The sequence below is a fragment of the Streptomyces angustmyceticus genome (assembly GCF_040701845.1).
Classification (GTDB): domain Bacteria; phylum Actinomycetota; class Actinomycetes; order Streptomycetales; family Streptomycetaceae; genus Streptomyces; species Streptomyces angustmyceticus_A.
The window spans coordinates 1-17,439 of the sequence record NZ_JBFBHQ010000010.1 but is presented as its reverse complement, the minus strand read 5'-3'; the positions used below and the strand labels follow the sequence as shown (position 1 = coordinate 17,439).

Genomic DNA, 17,439 nt, shown 5'->3' with positions numbered 1-17,439 from the left:
GCAGGGAAGGGCCGTGGCGAAGAAATCTGACTACCTGTCAGAAAGGTCTTGAAGTCGGTGTGCGGCTACTGCAACCTGTTCTACGTCGTGAGACGGGAGGACGGTATGGCCAGCACGGAACATCTGTCGGTGGAGCGCGTCGGCGCGACACTGGTGCTCACCCTCAACCGGCCGGAGGCGAAGAACGCGCTCTCGCTGCCGATGCTGGTGGGCCTGTACGACGGCTGGATCACCGCCGACGAGGACGACGCGATCCGCTCCGTCGTCCTCACCGGCGCCGGCGGCACCTTCTGCGCCGGCATGGACCTCAAGGCCCTCGCGGGCGACGGCATGACCGGCGAGCAGTACCGCGACCGACTGCGCGCCGACCCCGACCTGCACTGGAAGGCGATGCTGCGGCACCACCGCCCCCGCAAACCCGTGATCGCCGCCGTCGAGGGCCACTGCGTCGCGGGCGGCACCGAGATCCTCCAGGGCACCGACATCCGCGTCGCCGGCGAGAGCGCCACCTTCGGGCTCTACGAGGTCCGGCGCGGGCTGTTCCCGATCGGCGGCTCCACCGTCCGCCTCGCCCGCCAGATCCCCCGCACCCACGCCCTGGAGATGCTGCTCACCGGCCGGCCCTACCCCGCGCGCGAGGCCGCGCGCATCGGGCTGATCGGCCATGTCGTGCCCGAGGGGACCGCGCTGGACAAGGCCCTGGAGATCGCGGAACTGATCAACGGCTGCGGACCGCTCGCCGTCGAAGCCGTCAAGGCCTCCGTCTACGAGACCGCCGAGATGACCGAGACCGACGGGCTGCAGGCCGAACTCGCCCGCGGCTGGCCCGTGTTCGACACCGCTGACGCCAAAGAGGGCTCCCGGGCCTTCGCCGAGAAGCGCCCACCCGTCTACCGGCGCGCCTGACCCAAGGAGCCCCGTATGCCAGAGGTCCTCACGGCACCCCTCGTCGTGGAATTCCCCTTCACCCGCTCGCTCGGGCCCGTCCAGAGCGCCTTCCTCACCGGGCTGCGCGAGCGCACCGTCCTCGGCGTCACGGCGAGCGACGGCCGGGTGGTCGTACCGCCCACCGAATACGACCCGGTCACCGCCGAGGAGATCCGCGACCTGGTCGAGGTCGGCACCAGCGGTACCGTCACCACCTGGGCCTGGAACCCGTCCCCCCGCCGCGGCCAGCCGCTCACCACCCCCTTCGCCTGGGTCCTGGTCCGGCTCGACGGCGCCGACACCGCCCTGCTGCACGCACTGGACGCGCCCGCCCCCGACGCCGTACGCACCGGCATGCGGGTCCGGGTCCGCTGGGCCCCGGAGCGCACCGGCGCGATCACCGACATCGCCTGCTTCGAGCCGGACGACACCGCCGCGGGCAACGGCCGGCCGGCCCCGCACAGCGGCGCGTTCGCCGACCCCGTCACCCAGATCACCCTCCCCGCCCGGCTCGACTACACCTACGCACCCGGCCGCGCCCAGTCCCGCTACCTCCAGGCGCTCTCGGAGCACCGGATCGTGGGCGAGCGCTGCCCGTCCTGCCGCAAGGTCTACGTCCCGCCCCGCGGCGCCTGCCCCACCTGCGGCGTCGCCACCGGCACCCAGGTGGAGGTCGGCCCCCGCGGCACCGTCACCACCTTCTGCATCGTCAACATCAAGGCCAAGAACCTCGACATCGACGTCCCCTACGTCTACGCCCACATCGCCCTGGACGGCGCCGACCTGGCCCTGCACGCCCGCATCGGCGGCATCCCCTACGACCGGGTCCGCATGGGGCTGCGCGTCGAACCCGTCTGGACCGAGGGCAGTCGCTTCCCCGACCACTACCGCCCCACCGGCGAGCCCGATGCCGGCTACGACAGCTACAAGGAGCTGATCTGATGCGCGACGTCGCCGTCGTCGCCTTCGGGCAGAGCGATCACGTCCGCGACAGCGCGGAGACCTCCGAGGTCGAGATGCTGATGCCGGTGCTGCACGACGTACTGGCGCAGACCGGCCTGGCCGCCCGGGACATCGACTTCACCTGCTCCGGCTCCTCCGACTACCTCGCCGGCCGGGCCTTCTCCTTCACCATGGCCCTGGACGGCGTCGGCGCCTGGCCGCCGATCTCCGAGTCCCATGTCGAGATGGACGGCGCCTGGGCACTGTACGAGGCCTGGGTGAAGCTCCTCACCGGCGAGGCGGAGACCGCACTCGTCTACTCCTACGGCAAGTCCTCGCCGGGCAGCGTCCGCGACGTCCTCACCCGCCAGCTCGACCCCTACTACGTCGCCCCGCTGTGGCCCGACGCCGTCGCGCTCGCCGCCCTCCAGGCCCAGGCCCTGATCGACGCGGGACTCACCGACCCGCAGGCGCTGGCCGAAATCGCGGCCCGCAGCCGCGCGGCCGCCGTCACTCACCCGCACGCCCAGCTGCGCGGCGAGGTGCCCATGGGCGAACCGCTCGTCGCCCCCCTGCGCACCGGCGACTGCCCGCCCATCGGCGACGGCGCGGCCGCCGTCGTCCTCGCCGCCGGCGACACCGCCCGCCGGCTGACCGACCGCCCCGCCTGGATCCGAGGCCTGGACCACCGCATCGAGGCCCACGCCCTGGGTGTCCGCGACCTCACCGACTCGCCCTCCACCCGGCTCGCCGCCGAGCGTGCCGGCGCCTTCGAGCTCCCCCCTGGCCACCAGGGCACGGGAGGTGCCCCCATGGTGGACACCGCCGAGCTGCACGCCCCCTTCACCTCCCAGGAGGTCGTGCTGCGCCGCGCCCTGCGCCTCGACGCGCCGGACAGCACCGTGTGCGTGAACCCCTCCGGTGGCGCGCTGGCCGCCAACCCCGTCATGGCCACGGGCCTGATCCGCATCGGCGAGGCCGCCGCCCGCATCCAGCGGGGCGCCTCCGACCGAGCCCTCGCGCACGCCACCTCGGGGCCGTGCCTGCAGCACAACCTCGTCGCCGTCCTGGAAGGTGAGTGATGAGCAAGGAGCCCGTGGCCGTCGTCGGTGTCGGCCAGACCAAACACGTCGCCGCGCGCCGCGACGTCTCGCTCGCCGGACTCGTCCGCGAGGCGGCCCGACGCGCCCTGGACGACGCCGAGTTGACCTGGGCGGACATCGACGCCGTGGTGATCGGCAAGGCCCCCGACTTCTTCGAGGGCGTGATGATGCCCGAGCTGTATCTCGCCGACGCCCTGGGCGCCGTCGGCAAGCCGATGCTGCGGGTGCACACCGCCGGTTCCGTCGGCGGCTCCACGGCCCTGGTCGCCGCGAACCTCGTCGCCGCCCGGGTCCACCGCACCGTCCTGACCCTCGCCTTCGAGAAGCAGTCCGAGTCCAATGCCATGTGGGGACTGTCCCTGCCGATCCCCTTCCAGCAGCCCCTGCTCGCCGGCGCCGGCGGCTTCTTCGCCCCGCACGTCCGCGCCTACATGCGGCGCACCGGCGCCCCGGACTCCGTCGGGTCCCTGGTCGCCTACAAGGACCGCCGCAACGCCCTCAAGAACCCCTGCGCTCATCTCCACGAACACGACATCACCCTCGAAAAGGTCCAGGCCTCCCCGATGCTCTGGGACCCGATCCGCTACTCCGAGACCTGCCCCTCCTCCGACGGTGCCTGCGCGATGATCCTCACCGACCGCACCGGAGCCGCCCGCGCACCGTACCCGGCGGCCTGGGTGCACGGCGGCGCCATGCGCAGCGAACCCACCCTCTTCGCCGGCAAGGACTTCGTCTCCCCGCAGGCCGGCAAGGACTGCGCCGCGGACGTCTACCGGCAGGCCGGCATCACCGCCCCGCGCCGGCAGATCGACGCGGTGGAGATGTACGTCCCCTTCAGCTGGTACGAGCCGATGTGGCTGGAGAACCTGGGTTTCGCCGAGGAGGGCGAGGGCTGGAAGCTCACCGAGTCGGGCGTCACCGAGCTCGACGGCGACCTCCCGGTCAACCCGTCCGGCGGAGTGCTGTCCACCAACCCCATCGGTGCCTCCGGGATGATCCGCTTCGCGGAGGCCGCCCTCCAGGTGCGCGGCCGGGCCGGCGACCACCAAGTCGACGGCGCCCGGCGGGCGTTGGGGCACGCGTACGGCGGCGGCTCCCAGTTCTTCTCGATGTGGCTGGTGGGCGCCGACGCACCGGCCGCCTGACACCCGGCGGGGGCGGGCGCGCCACGTCGGCGCGCCCCTTCCCCGACCACCACTCCACCGCCTCGCCACGTCCCCTGTCCGTCCCCGGACGCAGTGGTTAGGCTGACCGCGGACGACGAACCGGGAGGAGCGGGACACGTGACCGACAGCATCACCGAGCAGCGGCTCGTGGGCGGGCCCAGGCCCGATCTCGACCTGACGCAGGCCGAGTGGCAGTCGAGCACCCAGGGCGTGGGCGGCGTCGAGATCGCCTTCGTCGAGGGCTATATCGCGATGCGCAACCGCCGCAGCCCGGAGATCCCGGCGCTGATCTTCACCCCCGCCGAGTGGCGGGCCTTCGTCCTCGACGCCCGCGAGGGCGCCTTCGATCTGACCTAGGGCGTGCCCGGCGCCCCGGCCGGGAAGACGCCGGTGGCGGGCGGGCGCCTCCTCGCGGCCGGGTTCGCGAGGAGGCCGCCCCTCACGCACGCCCGCCGGTCGTGGCGCAAGCGTCAGGTGAGCACCACACACCCCCGCCGCCGCAGCGCCAGGACCGCTTCGGCCGCATCGTCCACGCGGTTCCAGCGCAGATCCAGCTTCTCCAGCGACGGCAGCCGCGCGAGCCACGGCGGCAGCACCTCGATCCGGTTCCCGCGCAGGTCCAGCCGGCGCAGCAGCGGCAGCGTGCGCAGCGCGTCGGGCACCCGGGGGAGCGCGTTGTCCCGGAGCTCCAGCACCCTCAGCTCGCGCAGCGCCGCGACGCCCGCGGGCAGCTCGGTCAGCGCATTGCCGCCCAGCCACAGCTCCCGCAGCCGCCCGAGCCGCCCCAGCGTGTCGGGCAACGAGGTCAACTCCGCCTGCTGGGCGCGGAGTTCGACCAGCCCGGCCATCCGGCCGAGCGATGCCGGCAGCGCGCCGAGCGGGTTCTCGCCGACGTTGAGACAGCCGAGCCGGTCCAGGTCGCCCAGCGTGTCCGGCAGGGCGGTGAGCCGGTTGTCGTGCAGGTAGAGGAAGCGGGTCAGCCCGGCGAGCGCACCGATCTCGGCGGGGACCGCGGTCAGCGCGTTGTGACCGAGGTCGAGGGTGTGCAGCGCACGCAGCCCGCCGAGCGCCGCCGGGACCTCGGTCAGGGCGTTGCCGGCCAGGATCAGCACCTCCCAGTCCGCGCGCCGCCAGACCTCGGCGGGCACCGAACGCAGGCCCGCTTTCCAGAGGTTGAGGACGGGCGGCGCGGCGGAACCGGGGCGGGGCATGGGGCCGTGGTCTCCTTCCGGGAGCGGTGCCGTGGGCGCCGGCTAGGGCCAGGCGAGCAGTTCGGGCGGCGGGACGGGCGCGCCCGACCGGCGGCAGTCGGGCGGGCGGTGCGGTGTGCGGCCGGCCAGCCAGGCAGCGAGGTCGGTGAGGGGGCCGCTGACGGTGACCGCCGGTGCGCCCGCGTCACCGTACCGCCGGGAGAAGGCGTCGTCCGTGGCCGTCAGGACGAGAGGCAGCTCCTCCGGTATGCGGGAGGAGAGGTGATCCAGCAGGTGGTGGCACAGCTCTCGTGGCCAGTCGCGCGGAGCGTGGCCGATCCGGGCGTCCGCCGTATGGATCTCCAACTCCCGCCACCACGCCAGCAGTGCGGAGCGCAGATCGCCGTTGCGGTGCCGCACCGGGCGCGACCAGTCGGCCGGACCGGCCGCCGCCCAGGCCGCGGACGCCTCGGCCAGGGCGGCCCGTACGGCGTCCCCGAGCGCTGCCGCGTCCCGCCGCGCACCGGCCTCGATCGCGGCCGCGCGCGCCGGACGCCCGCCGTCGTACGGCTCGATCAGCTCACCGCGCAGTGCGTACCGGGCCTGCCGGGCCAGGGCCAGCCCCACACCCTCGACGTGCGAGAGGACATGGGCACGGGTCCAGCCGGGCAGCTCGCTCGGCTCGCGTACCCCCTCGTCGGTCAGCGCGGGCAGCAGGGCCCGCAGTCGCTCCTGGCCCGTCTCGGTGGCGGCCCGTACGGCCTCGGCCGGCAGCGTGTGCGTACCCGTCATGGCCACAGGAGCTCCTTGCGCCAGCCGCCGTCGGCCCGGTGGTAGGCCAGCCGGGTGTGCTTGCGGTCCTTGTCGCCCTGCCAGAACTCCACCGACTCCGCATGCACCGTGTGCAGCGTCCATCCGGGCGCCACCAGGCCGGGTTCGCGGGCGAGACGGGCCGCCGACTCCGCCACCGCAGCGTCCCGTTCGGCCAGGTCGCCCAGGGGGCGGCTCTGCCGGCCGAGCAGCGCCTCGGCCCGGGCGCCGGGGCTGCGGGCGAGGAAGTCCGCGGCGGCGCGGTCAGCGCTCTCCCGCACCACCGGTCCGCGGACGCGCACTTGGCGGGCCAGAGGCTGCCAGTAGAAGGTCAGCGCGGCGAACGGGCGATCCGCCAGCTCGCGCCCCTTGGTGCTGTCGCGGTGCGCGGCGAACCGCCAGCCGTCCGCGTCGATGTCCTTGAGGATCAGGGTCCGGGCCGAAGGATTGCCGTCGGATCCGGCGGTGGAGACCGTCATCGCATGCGGCTCGGGGACCTGGGCCCGTACCGCGCCGAGCAGCCAGGCGGTGAACAGTTCCACCGGATCGTCGGGTGTCTCCAGCGGATCGAACGCGGGCAGGTCGCCCGCGAACACCGGGAGATCACGCAGCAGTTGACGTACGTCGGCCATACCGCCCCCTCAGGTATGTAATGGTTGGCAGCGACGCTACCATTAGCGTCATGACCGCAGCACGGCTCGCCCTCGAACTCGCCGTCACCGTCCGCCATGACGGCCACGGTGGCGTCGCCGACGACCTGGCGGAGCCGGAGGGCCTCGCGGTCTGGCTGCGCGAGCGGGCCGCACCGCTGGACTGCACGGCCGGCCCCCGCCTCCCGGACGAGGCGCTGCACACCGCCGTGCGGGAGCTGCGGGCCGCGGTCCGGTCGCTGTTCGCCCGTGCCGTCCGGCCGGGCCCGCCCAGCTCCGCCGACGCCCACCGGCTGCTCCCCGAGGAGGAGGCGCTGCGCCGGCTGAACGCCGCCGCCGCACTCGTCCCCACGGTGCCCCGGCTCGGCTGGGAGCCCGGCGCGCCGCCCGCTGTGCGGCACCACCCGGCGGGCTCCGCGCCGCCCGCCGACCGGATCCTCGCGGCCCTGGCCCGCGCCGCCCTGGACTTCCTCACCGGCCCCGACCTGGCGCTGCTGCGGGCCTGCCCCGCTCCGCGCTGCGTGCGCTACTTCGTCAAGGACCACGCCCGCCAGGAGTGGTGCACCCCCTCGTGCGGCAACCGCGCCCGCGTCGCCCGCCACCACGAGCGACGCAAGGAAGGACGGACCGGCGCCCCGTAGGGTGGTGGCATGACGGGCGAACGTGATCTCCGGGCCCTGCTGAGCGGGATGCGTCCCGAGCGGAACGAGGGCTGCTTTGTCTTCGTGAGCGTGCCCGGCGCGGTCCCCGACGGACTGACGCCGGTGGTCACCGTCACCGAGCCCGAGGGCCGCACCCTCGTCGTCCACCAGGAGGAGGCCGACCGTGCGGGCCTGGCGTACGACTATGTCGCCGGCTGGATCACCCTGCGGGTGCACTCCGCGCTGGACGCCGTCGGACTGACCGCCGCCGTCGCCACCGCCCTCGCCCAGGCCGGCCTCAGCTGCAACGTCGTCGCCGGTTTCCACCACGACCACCTCTTCGTGCCGCACGCCGCGACCGACGAGGCGCTGCGCCGGCTGCGCGCCCTGGCCGACCAGGCATGACGACCGGCGGCGGAGGAGGCGGCGGCTGCGCGCACGGGTCGCCGTTCACCCCGACGCCCGCGCCGCGTGCCCGGCCGGGCCACGTACGATGGCGGCATGTCCTTCCTCCGCCGCCGCAGCGCAGCCACGCCCGCCGGGCCTGACTTCGACGTCCTCGCCATGGACCCCGGGGACTGGCCGGGCAATCTCGGAGCCGGGCTGCTGCCCGCGCCCGACGGGAGCTGCCAGGGCGTCTTCCTCCGCTACGACCTGTTCGGCGGCCGCGGTCCCGCGATGATCATCGGCAATCTGCCGGAGGGGTCCCCCGCCCGCGAGCTGGAGGACGACCAGGTGCCCTTCGAGGTGGCCCAGCTGCTCGCGGCGCTCGGCAACGACGAGCCGGTGACGGTCGTCGAGAGCGAGGACACCCCCGTGATGCACGAGGACAACCTGCTGATCGTCAAGCGCATCAAGTGCTCGGAGAGCCGGATCTCCTGCGCCCAGTTCGACCGCAGCGACGGCGTGCTGGTCACCATCGCCAGCTGGGACCGGCCGATCACCGACGACCTCTACGCGCTGCTCAAGCCGCTGCCCGCGGAGCTCTTCCAGCAGGGCTGAGCCCCGGCGCGGTACCGGAGCGGACACCGTCGCGCCCGGTGGACGGGAGACCCGTCCACCGGGCGCGACGCGCTCACCCGATCGGTGTGCCCGAGCGGGCTCAGGAATCCGAGCGGCGCACGTCGACGTCGGCCGCCCGCACATAGCCGACCCGGTGCCCGAGCTGGATCTCGTAGTAGACGTCCTCGCCGCGCACGATCGCGTGCTGGGCGAGGTCGAAGGTCGGCGCGTAGAAGTAGTCGCCCTTCATCCGGTCCCCGACGGCGTACTTCTGGCCGGCGGCGAGCTTGTACGGCAGGGGGGAGACCGCCTGGTAGGGCACCCCGGCCGGGTAGGCCTCCTTCTCGGGGTACGCGCGGCCGTAGACCGGGATGTCCTCCCGGCCGGCCTTGGGCGTGGCGATCATCCCCTCGGCGTTCACCGCCGTCGGCGCGTGGTGCGGGTTGCGGAACCACGCCTTCTGCCCGAGGTACCAGATGGCCGTCCAGTCGCCGGACCGGCCCGCCACCGCGAACCGCTGGCCGGTCGAGGCACGGGCACCGGTGTCGTTCACGCCCGTGGTCGAGTCACTGCCGTTCGGGTGCAGCCCGATGTCCTTGACCAGCGGTGCGTCGGCGTCCGGCGCGGTGTGCAGCCGGACCGCCGCGGAACCGTGCGGCTGGCAGGTGTCGCCGGCCTTCTCGCAGCCGGTGTAGACCGGCTTGTTCCCGGCGTAGTCCGGGCGGATGGTGACCAGCCCGCCGTGCGCGCCCGAGGTGGCCTTGAAGGGCTTGCCCAGCAGGGCGAAGTAGTGCGCCCAGTCCCAGTACGGGCCGGGGTCGGTGTGCATCCCGGCCACGGTGGCTGTGGTCGTGCCGGGCACGTTGTCGTGGCCCAGGATGTGCTGCCGGTCGAGCGGCACGTCGTACTTGCTGCTCAGGTACTTCACCAGCCGGGCCGAGGCGCGGTACATCGCCTCCGTGTACCAGGCGTCCGGCGCGGCGAGGAAGCCCTCGTGCTCGATGCCGAGGGAGTGCGAGTTGATGTACCAGTTGCCCGCGTGCCAGGCGACGTTCTTGGCCCGCACATGCTGGGCGATCAGGCCGTCCGAGGAGCGGATGGTGTAGTTCCAGGACACATAGGTGGGGTCCTTGATCAGCTTGAGCGTGGTTTCCCAGGACCCCTCGGTGTCATGGATGACGATGGTGCTGATCCGCAGGTCCTCGGGCCGGTCCGCCTTGTCGTGGTTGCCGTAGTCGCCGTCCCCGAACTCCTCGTACGGCGCCGGGACCGACTCGCACGCGACGTGGTGCGGGCACTGCGGCGCGTGGTCGGCCCGCCCCGGCGCCGCCTTCGTGGCCGGCGTGCCGAGACGTTTCTGCTGCTCGGCGTCGGGGGCCAGTTCCGGCGTGGCGGGGAGCGTGACCCGCTGTCCCGCGTCGGTGGTCCGCGCCTGGCCCCGGCGCATCACGTCGTAGACCTCGTCCGCGAAGGCCCGGCCGCCACGCGCACTGTCCTGGCCGCCGTAGCGCGCCACCGCCTCGTACCACTGCGCGGGGTCGCCGCCCGTGGTGTGCCCCAGCTTGCGCTGCTCCGCGGCGAGCAGCGCCGCCCCGCCCAGCACGTTCGCCGCGGGGTCGGTGCGCAGTCGCTCCGCCGGGAGGCCGGCCAGCGTGGCGGCCGTCGTCAAGGTCCGCAGCCGGGCCGGGAGTTGGGCGGGCAGCGCGGACCGCTTCGCCGCCGCGGACGGCACCTTCTTACGAGGCCGTGCGCCGTCGCCGCGGGCGTCCTCGGAGCCCTGGCTGAACTCCGGGGTCCGCGTCAGCGCGGTGCGGGCATCGGTCAGATGCATCGGACCGTAGCCCCCGGAGACGCTGGGCGCGCCGCTGTGGGCGTCCCAGCGGGACTCCAGGTACGAGACGCCGAGCAGCACACTGCGGGGCACATGGAAGCGGGCGGCGGCATCGGTGAAGGCCCGCTGCAGTGCGTCCGACCGGGGCTGGCCGGCGTGCGCGGACGGCGCTCCCGACAGCGGCAGCAGCAGGGCCGCGGCCGCGACGGCGGTGACGGACCTGCGCAGGGCGGGGCGGTGGAATCTCTTCTCGTCTTCCGGGGCGGATCCTCGCAAAGCAACCTCCTCGAGCCGGCCCGAGCCGGGGCGGTGTGACGGTGGGTGCGCAAACGGCCGCACGGGCGGGACCCGAGACTAGAGCCCCCGTCGGCTTAGAGCTATACGTTTGCCGAGGGTCCGTCAATCACCGTGCCGTCTCGGGATTCCGCATGTCAGGGCATCTCCAGAGGAGCCTTCCCGGACAGCTGCCCGGCCTGCGGGGCGTCAGTGGAATGGACCAGTCACCGGACCCGGGCAGCGGGCCGGCGCGGCCGGCCGGGAGAAGAGGACCGGGCCGGAGGAGCACATGGGTGAGCGGCGCACCCCGTACCCGGGCGCGCCGCTCACGATCCCCCCTTGCGGTGCCGGTGGTGTCCGGCACCTGTCGGCGGTCAGCGGGTGCCGACCGCCGCCCGCACCGCACGGCGAGCCATCTGGCAGTCGTCGTGCAGCCGGCGGAGGAGCAGCCGCTGCTCCTCGCCCGCCGCGGGCACACCGGGTAGTCCCGGACCGGGTGTGCTCGTCGGCGTGGGCTCGCGCATGGTGCGCTGGATCGCGGTTTCGTACCGTCGGATCTCGCGGGTGAGCACCAGCATCAAATTCACCAGGAAGGCGTCCCGTGACGCCGGTCCCGCGTTCTGGGCGAGTTGACTGATGTGCCGCCGGGCCACCGGCGCGTCGCCGAGAACGGACCACAGGGTCGCCAGGTCGTAGCCCGGCAGGTACCAGCCCGCGCTGTCCCAGTCCAGCAGGACCGGGCCCGCGGGGGAGAGCAGCACATTGTTCAGCAGCGCGTCGCCGTGGCAGAACTGGCCCTGGGTGTGCGACAGGCCGTGCATCAGCTTCTGCAGATCACCCAGGTCCCGGTCGGTGAGCAGCCCCAGGTCGTGGTACCGGCCGATCCGGCCCGCGTAGTCGAGCGGGGCGTCGAACAGCCCGGCCGGCGGACGCCAGAGGTTGATCCGGCAGATCGCGCTGAGCGCCGCCCGTACGTCCGCACGGGGCGGTGCCTCGGACGGGTGCCGGGTCAGCGCCGCGACCCGGCCGGGCATCCGCTCGACGATCAGCGTGCAGTTGTCGGGATCGGCCGCCACCAGCCGCGGCACCCGTACCGGCGGACGATGCCGGACGAACGCGCGGTATGCACTTATTTCCTGCCGGAACCTCTCCGCCCAGGCGGGGGACTGGTCCAGTAAACACTTGGCCACCGCGGTCATCCGGCCCGTCGTGCCGACGAGGAGGACGGACCTGCTGCTGCGTCGCAGCACCTGCACCGGGTTGAACTCCGGGCAGATGCGGTGCACCGAGGCGACGGCGGCGCGCAACTGGGCGCCCTGGGGGCCGGACAGGTCGAGTCTCCCGCTGAGCGGTTGGGAGCCCGTCGTCCCCTGCGTCCGCCGGGTACGGCCGCCGGGGAGACCGGTGACCGCCCCCGCGGAAGGCGAGGGGTCGAGATACGGCCCGCTTCCTGTGGGATGCGGGCGGTACGGCCGGGTGGGGGCGGTCACGGCGGACGATGCTGCATACATGGGTGAAACAGATCCCTTCGTGCGCCGGCGAGTTGCGTGCGCTCCCGGCCCGGTGGTGGGAACCCGTGAACGGGCCCCGTGCAGGAGGCCGATCCAGGGTCCCCGTGAAGGGCGCGCACCCTGGGGAATGCGGTCCCGCCACCAGGCCGGGGGCGGCATATCTACAGAACACGTGACTGCGGGTGGCAGACCATCTGGCGCACCCTGGCGAACCCTGGCGAATGACCACAGCCCATGTCAGCGGCCGTTACTGTCAACTCAGTCGAGGAACCTGGGGGCTTGACGTGGACAGGCAGCCGAACACCCGTCTCGCGGACCTTTTCGGCCTGGCCGGCTGGTCCAAAGGAGAGCTGGCGAGAATGGTCAACCGGCAGGCGGCGGCCATGGGGCATCCGCAGCTGGCGACCGACACCTCGCGGGTACGGCGCTGGATCGACATGGGGGAGACCCCGCGCGACCCGGTGCCCAAGGTCCTGGCTTCCCTGTTCACCGAGCGCCTCGGCCGTGTCGTAACCATCGAGGACCTCGGGTTCGCCAGAACCGGTCGCTCGGGGAAGCGGCAGGCCATGGACGGTCTGCCGTGGGCTCCCGAACGGACCGCCGCGGTCCTCACGGAATTCACGGGAATGGACCTCATGCTCAACCGACGCGGCTTGGTGGGTGCGGGCGCCGCACTCGCCGCGGGCTCCGCACTCACCGGCGCCATGTACGACTGGCTGCACACCGACCCGGCCCCGGCCGGCGCCGCAGGCCACCCCGACCCGTACTCCTCCGATTCCCTCGACGCACTCGACCAGATCGGCCTCGACCGCTACGAGGCGGCCCCGGTGGGCTCCCAGGAGATCGACGCGCTGGAGCGCTCGGTCGAGGTGTTCCGCGCCTGGGACGCCGCCCGCGGGGGCGGGCTGCAGCGCAAGGCCGTGGTGGGCCAGCTCAACGAGGTGGGCGGCATGCTCGCCTACCGCCACCCCGATCACCTGCAGCGCAGGCTGTGGGGGGTGGCCGCCAACCTGGCGGTGCTGGCCGGCTGGATGTCCCATGACGTGGGCCTGGAGCCCACCGCCCAGAAGTACTTCATCATCGCCGCCCATGCCGCGCGCGAGGGCGGCGACCGCCCGCGCGCCGGCGAGGCGCTCTCCCGTGCCGCCCGCCAGATGGTGCATCTGGGCCGCCCCGACGATGCGCTGGACCTGATGAAGCTGGCCAAGTCCGGCTCCGGCGAGGAGACCCTGCCGCGCACCCGCGCCATGCTGCACACCATCGAGGCCTGGGCGCAGGCGTCCAAGGGGCACGGCCAGGCGATGCGCCGCACCCTGGGCGAGGCGGAGGACCTCTTCGTCTCGGACAAGGGCGATGTCCCGCCGCCGAGCTGGATGCAGATGTTCGACGAGGCGGATCTGCACGGCATGCAGGCGCTGGCGTTCCGTACGCTCGCCGATCACGATCCGTCGGCCGCCAGGATCGCCCAGGACCACGCCAAACGGGCGCTGCGGCTACGGGAGAACGGCCGCCAGCGGTCGCAGATCTTCGACTACATCTCGATGGCCTCGGCCTGCTTCATCGGCAACGACCCCGAACAGGCCGACCGCTACGCCCGGTTGGCGCTGGTGTCCATCGGGGAGAACTCCTCGCACCGCACCTGGGACCGGCTCCGCGAGATGTTCCGGCTCACGGGGCAGTACGCGAGCTACGGGAAGATCCAGGACCTGCGCGAGGAGATCCAGCATGTCCTGCCGAAGGCGAAGCCGAAGACCAAGGAGTCGGGTCTCGGCCCAGGAATCGGCACGGGTCCGGGAGGGAACTTCTCGGCCTGAGGGGCGCGGACGGGGCGGGTGTGACGGCGCGTCACCTCGGGGCGGGGCGTCCTCCTCGGTCTCGCCGCCTCACCCGTCGAACGGCGGCTCGCCCGCCGGTGCCTCCGGGGCGGCCGGCTCCGGAACCGCCCATCCGCCCTCCGCCACCGCGGTGCGCGTCAGTCGCCGACCCTGGCGACCAGCACGCATGCGTCGTCCTCGCGCTCGGTGCTGCCGAACTCCTCGACGACGATGCGGACGCTGTCCTGCGCACTGCGGGCCGTGGCGAACCGCGGCGCCAGGGAGAGGAGCCGCTCGGTGCCCTCGTGCGGGGCGTTCGCGCCGTGCGTACGGCGGGGAACGAGGCCGTCGGTGTGCAGGACGAGCAGGTCACCGGGCTCGAGCTGCTCGGTGTGCTGGGTGTAGACCGCACCCGAGGTCGCCCCGAGCAGGACACCCTCGGGCGGGTCCAGCGCGCGCCCCGTGCCGCCGCGGAACAGCAGCGGTGCGGGGTGCCCGGCCTGGGACCACTCCAGGGTCCGTGCGGCGGGGTCGAAGCGGCCGCACAGTGCGCTGCCCAGCGCCGGCTGGGCGGCGGTGTCGAGCAGTTGGTTGAGGAAGCACATCAGGGGGCCCGGGTGGTGTCCGGCGACCGCCATACCGCGCAGCGCGCCGAGCACCATCGCCATCCCGGACGTGGCGGTGGCGCCATGGCCGGTGAGATCGCCGACGCTCAACAGGGTGGTGCCGTCCGGGAGTTGCAGCGCGTCGTACCAGCCGCCGCCGACCAGGGCGCGGGTGCCGGACGGCAGGTAGCGCCCGGCGAGGTCGAGCGCGACCGGGCCGCCCTGCGGGAACCGCAGGGAGCCGCGCCACGGGGGGAGCACGGCTTCCTGCAGCTCGACCGCAAGCCGGTGCTCGGTCTGCGCGATGTGCCGCTCGCGGTGCAGCGAGTCACGGGTCTCGCGTACCGCCTGCTGGCTGCGGCGCAGCTCGCTGACGTCCCGCAGCACGGCCCACATGCAGGCGGTGCTGCCGTCGGCGTCGAGCACCGGCTCGCCCACCATGTGCACCGTGCGCAGACTCGCGTCCGGGCGCACGATGCGGAATTCGCCGTCGATCGGGCGGCCGTCCACCAGGCAGTCGGTGACCATCGTGGCCAGCCCCTCCTGATCGTCGGCGTGGACCAGGGACGGCAGCTCGTCGAGGGTGAGCGGACCGTCGGACGGCGCCCTGCCGAACATCGCGAACAGCTCGTCGGACCAGCTGACCTCGTCGGTGAGGAGGTTCCACTCGGCGCTGCCGACCCGGCGCAGCAGCGCGCCGCGCTCCGGGGGCGTGCTCTCCTCGGCCGCCGGCGGGAGTCCGGCCTCCGGCACGGTCTCGTCCGCGCTCTCGGCGGGCAGCCCCTCTCTCAGCTGGTCGAGGTGGCCCCCCAGGTCGTCGAGGTGATGCACGGCGAGATCGCACAGCGCCCGCTGCCAGCGCAGCTGCGGGTCGGCGGCGAGGCCGGGGTCCGCCGCGGACTCCCTGCGCACCGCATCGAGGTCGCCGCGCAGGCGGCGGGCCTGCGTGATGAGTGACTCGACCGTGTCGCGCTCGGGGGGCCGGTCGGCTGGGTGATCCGCGAAGAGAGGGGACGGCATGACGTACTCCGTGATCAGGCGGCGCCGGGCTGAGGGCCGGTAACGACTGTTGCACAGGCGGCGACCGTCCGTAAGGGATTTGGCACTACCCGATACGGTGGTGCATCTGGCATATGCCCCCGGCTTTCCGGGGCAATCCCGGGGCGAATCGGCGGAATGACAGCTTCCAAGCTAGGCTTCGGCCGCCGTCAGCTGGCGCTTCCGCCGATCCATGGTGGGAACGAGGCTTACGGCCCGCGGTCACCGGCAAGAATGCCGGTCAGCGGAAATCCCGTTGCCAGCCTGCCCCCCGCACCGGATGCTGACCTCATGTTCGATCCAGACATAGCGCCCAGTGGCACCCTGCTCGGCCTCCTGCAGCGAGGCCGCGGCGACGGGACCCTGCATGCCCTCGCGGCGCCGCGGGCCGAGGCGCTCGCGGCACTCAACGACAGCGTGCTGCGCGATCCCCGTCGCGACTGGCAGGTCGAGAACCGCTCCCTCTACTACGCGCGCCTCTACATGCAGCTCGACGGCGGGCTCGAGGAGATCGAACGCCACCTCTTCCACCCCGACGACCTCGTCGACACCGGCGAGGAGCGCACCGGCCTCGCCCTCGCGGTCCTCGGCCACCTCGCCGCCTACGGCAGGGACGCCGCCCGGCTGCTGCTGCGCAGCTACGCCGCGGCCGGCAGCAACTGGCGCTGGGCCCTGGACGAGCTTGCGCTGCGTGACGACGACGCCGGGCTGATGACGCTCGCCCCCGCCGTCCTCGCCCGCTTCCCGGAGACCGAGGAGGGCGACGGCGCACTGGCCGCCGCTGTCCGCGACGCCTTCGAGCCCCGGCCCTGGCGCCTGTGGGCCGAGGACCCCCGTTACGGCACGCGACTGGCCACCGCCGGGGAACAGGGCTCCTTCGACCGCTGGCAGCGGCAGCTGCGCCCCCGCGGGCCGCGCCCCGGCTGGAGCGTGACCGAGGTCCTCCACTGGGCAGAGCAGGGACCGGCGGAGGCCCCCGAGGAGCACCGGCACATCGCCGCCGCCCGCTGTCTGGCCGCCGTCGCCGCCCCCGAGGACCGCCCCGAGCTGGTGCGCGCCGCGCGCAGCGCCCCCGACGGGGCCCGCGCCGCCGTGCTCCACCACCTCGCCGAACGCGGCGATCCGGACGCCCTCGACCTGATCGAGGACGCGGTCGTCGACCCCTTCTCCTCCGAGCGGCTGGCCTCCGCGGCGCTCGCCGCCTTCGCGCGGATGCGCAGCGTGGCCGCCGTCGCCCGGGCCCGGGTCTGGGCGCCGCGCGCCGACCTGCTGGGCGCGGCCGCCGCCGCCCTGCTCGCCCGCCGCGGCGGGCGGCGCGACGCCGAAGCGGTGCTGGCCGCGCTGCGCCGGACGGTCCGCGAGGAGGGCCCCGACGCGGACGGGCTGTGGGAGCTGGTCGACGGCGCCGGACGCCTCGGCGTCGCCTGCGCCGCCCCCGTCCTGCGCCACATCTACCGCGAGACGTCCTCCTCCCACCTCCGCGGCCGGGCCGCCGGTGCGCTCGCCGCCACCGATCCCGGCTTCGCGGCCGGCTTCGCCGTCGAGTGCCTCTGGGACTGCGAGGAGACCACCCGCGAGCTGGCCGCCCGGCACGCCGCCACCGGCGACGACCGGGTCGTCGAACAACTGCGCCGCCTGGCCGCCGATCCGGCGGAGGAGGCCGAGGTCCAGACGGCCGTCCGCAGCCGGATCGGGCCCGAGTCCTAGGCCCTTCCCACGTTTTTGTCTTTCCCGTCGTGGGGTTTGCTCGCCGTTGCGCCTGCGGCGGGCCAGGTCCGCTGCGCGGTGCCGCTGCGCGGTGCCGCTGCGCGGTGCCGCTGCGCGGTGCGCCCGCGTTTGCGCCTGCGGCGGGCGGGGTCCGCTGCGCGGGGCTGTGGGTGCGGTGACGGGCCTGCGGGGCCTGGTGTGGGGACTGCTTCGCTTTACGTCCCCA

Annotated in this window: 16 protein-coding genes; 10 read left to right on the top strand and 6 right to left on the bottom strand. The window is 73.7% G+C overall.

What is annotated here, in order from left to right:
- The first annotated feature begins 105 nt into the window (after positions 1-105).
- The 5 genes from AB0411_RS21930 (at position 106) to AB0411_RS21910 (ending at position 4,495) form a co-directional block, all read left to right on the top strand.
- Positions 106-906 carry a crotonase/enoyl-CoA hydratase family protein gene (locus tag AB0411_RS21930; RefSeq protein ID WP_366418964.1) on the top strand — a complete coding sequence of 267 codons (801 nt, stop codon included), beginning with the start codon at positions 106-108 and terminating at the stop codon, positions 904-906.
- Positions 907-921: 15 nt separating this feature from the next.
- Positions 922-1,869 (top strand): Zn-ribbon domain-containing OB-fold protein, encoded by a 948-nt coding sequence (locus AB0411_RS21925; protein ID WP_366418963.1) that lies wholly within the window; start codon positions 922-924, stop codon positions 1,867-1,869.
- Positions 1,869-2,951: a thiolase domain-containing protein gene (locus AB0411_RS21920; protein ID WP_366418962.1), complete on the top strand. Its 1,083-nt coding sequence runs from the start codon at positions 1,869-1,871 to the stop codon at positions 2,949-2,951. Before AB0411_RS21925 ends, AB0411_RS21920 begins: the two co-directional genes overlap by 1 nt.
- On the top strand, positions 2,951-4,117 hold the full coding sequence (locus AB0411_RS21915) for a thiolase domain-containing protein (RefSeq protein ID WP_366418961.1): 1,167 nt from the start codon (positions 2,951-2,953) through the stop codon (positions 4,115-4,117). The genes AB0411_RS21920 and AB0411_RS21915 overlap by 1 nt, the downstream gene beginning before the upstream one ends.
- A 138-nt stretch (positions 4,118-4,255) precedes the next feature.
- Positions 4,256-4,495: a DUF397 domain-containing protein gene (locus AB0411_RS21910; RefSeq protein ID WP_366418960.1), complete on the top strand. Its 240-nt coding sequence runs from the start codon at positions 4,256-4,258 to the stop codon at positions 4,493-4,495.
- Between the two features lie 113 nt (positions 4,496-4,608).
- On the opposite strand, the gene AB0411_RS21905 is transcribed toward AB0411_RS21910, so the two are convergent.
- Genes AB0411_RS21905 through AB0411_RS21895 form a run of 3 tightly spaced genes read right to left on the bottom strand, consistent with a single transcriptional unit; the run spans position 4,609 to position 6,770 of the window.
- A complete protein-coding gene (locus AB0411_RS21905; protein ID WP_366418959.1) occupies positions 4,609-5,349 on the bottom strand; it encodes a leucine-rich repeat domain-containing protein in 741 nt (246 codons plus the stop codon).
- Positions 5,350-5,391: 42 nt separating this feature from the next.
- The gene (locus tag AB0411_RS21900; RefSeq protein ID WP_366418958.1) at positions 5,392-6,120 is read right to left on the bottom strand and encodes a maleylpyruvate isomerase family mycothiol-dependent enzyme; all 729 of its coding nucleotides are present in this window, start codon (positions 6,118-6,120) and stop codon (positions 5,392-5,394) included.
- Positions 6,117-6,770 carry a pyridoxine/pyridoxamine 5'-phosphate oxidase gene (locus AB0411_RS21895; RefSeq protein ID WP_366418957.1) on the bottom strand — a complete coding sequence of 218 codons (654 nt, stop codon included), beginning with the start codon at positions 6,768-6,770 and terminating at the stop codon, positions 6,117-6,119. The genes AB0411_RS21900 and AB0411_RS21895 overlap by 4 nt, the downstream gene beginning before the upstream one ends.
- Positions 6,771-6,820: 50 nt before the next feature.
- Here AB0411_RS21895 and AB0411_RS21890 point away from each other — a divergent pair, with 50 nt between their 5' ends.
- The 3 genes from AB0411_RS21890 to AB0411_RS21880 all read left to right on the top strand — a co-directional run bounded on the left by AB0411_RS21890 (position 6,821) and on the right by AB0411_RS21880 (position 8,431).
- The gene (locus AB0411_RS21890) at positions 6,821-7,429 is read left to right on the top strand and encodes a CGNR zinc finger domain-containing protein (protein WP_366418956.1); all 609 of its coding nucleotides are present in this window, start codon (positions 6,821-6,823) and stop codon (positions 7,427-7,429) included.
- A gap of 9 nt (positions 7,430-7,438) precedes the next feature.
- Positions 7,439-7,834, top strand: a complete 396-nt coding sequence (locus AB0411_RS21885; RefSeq protein ID WP_366418955.1) for an ACT domain-containing protein — start codon at positions 7,439-7,441, stop codon at positions 7,832-7,834.
- 96 nt (positions 7,835-7,930) lie between these two features.
- Positions 7,931-8,431 carry a hypothetical protein gene (locus AB0411_RS21880; RefSeq protein WP_018090673.1) on the top strand — a complete coding sequence of 167 codons (501 nt, stop codon included), beginning with the start codon at positions 7,931-7,933 and terminating at the stop codon, positions 8,429-8,431.
- Positions 8,432-8,531: 100 nt separating this feature from the next.
- On the opposite strand, the gene AB0411_RS21875 is transcribed toward AB0411_RS21880, so the two are convergent.
- Positions 8,532-10,538, bottom strand: coding sequence for an N-acetylmuramoyl-L-alanine amidase (locus AB0411_RS21875; protein ID WP_366418954.1), 2,007 nt, complete (start codon positions 10,536-10,538; stop codon positions 8,532-8,534).
- Between the two features lie 374 nt (positions 10,539-10,912).
- On the bottom strand, positions 10,913-12,049 hold the full coding sequence (locus tag AB0411_RS21870; RefSeq protein ID WP_366418953.1) for an aminoglycoside phosphotransferase family protein: 1,137 nt from the start codon (positions 12,047-12,049) through the stop codon (positions 10,913-10,915).
- A 284-nt stretch (positions 12,050-12,333) separates the two neighbouring features.
- Between AB0411_RS21870 and AB0411_RS21865 the strand changes: the two genes are divergently transcribed.
- On the top strand, positions 12,334-13,863 hold the full coding sequence (locus tag AB0411_RS21865; RefSeq protein ID WP_366418952.1) for a DNA-binding protein NsdB: 1,530 nt from the start codon (positions 12,334-12,336) through the stop codon (positions 13,861-13,863).
- A gap of 158 nt (positions 13,864-14,021) precedes the next feature.
- Here the strand turns inward: AB0411_RS21865 and AB0411_RS21860 are convergent, their stop codons facing one another.
- The gene (locus AB0411_RS21860) at positions 14,022-15,488 is read right to left on the bottom strand and encodes a PP2C family protein-serine/threonine phosphatase (protein ID WP_366418951.1); all 1,467 of its coding nucleotides are present in this window, start codon (positions 15,486-15,488) and stop codon (positions 14,022-14,024) included.
- 309 nt (positions 15,489-15,797) lie between these two features.
- Between AB0411_RS21860 and AB0411_RS21855 the strand changes: the two genes are divergently transcribed.
- Positions 15,798-17,213: a HEAT repeat domain-containing protein gene (locus AB0411_RS21855; RefSeq protein WP_366418950.1), complete on the top strand. Its 1,416-nt coding sequence runs from the start codon at positions 15,798-15,800 to the stop codon at positions 17,211-17,213.
- Positions 17,214-17,439 lie beyond the last annotated feature (226 nt).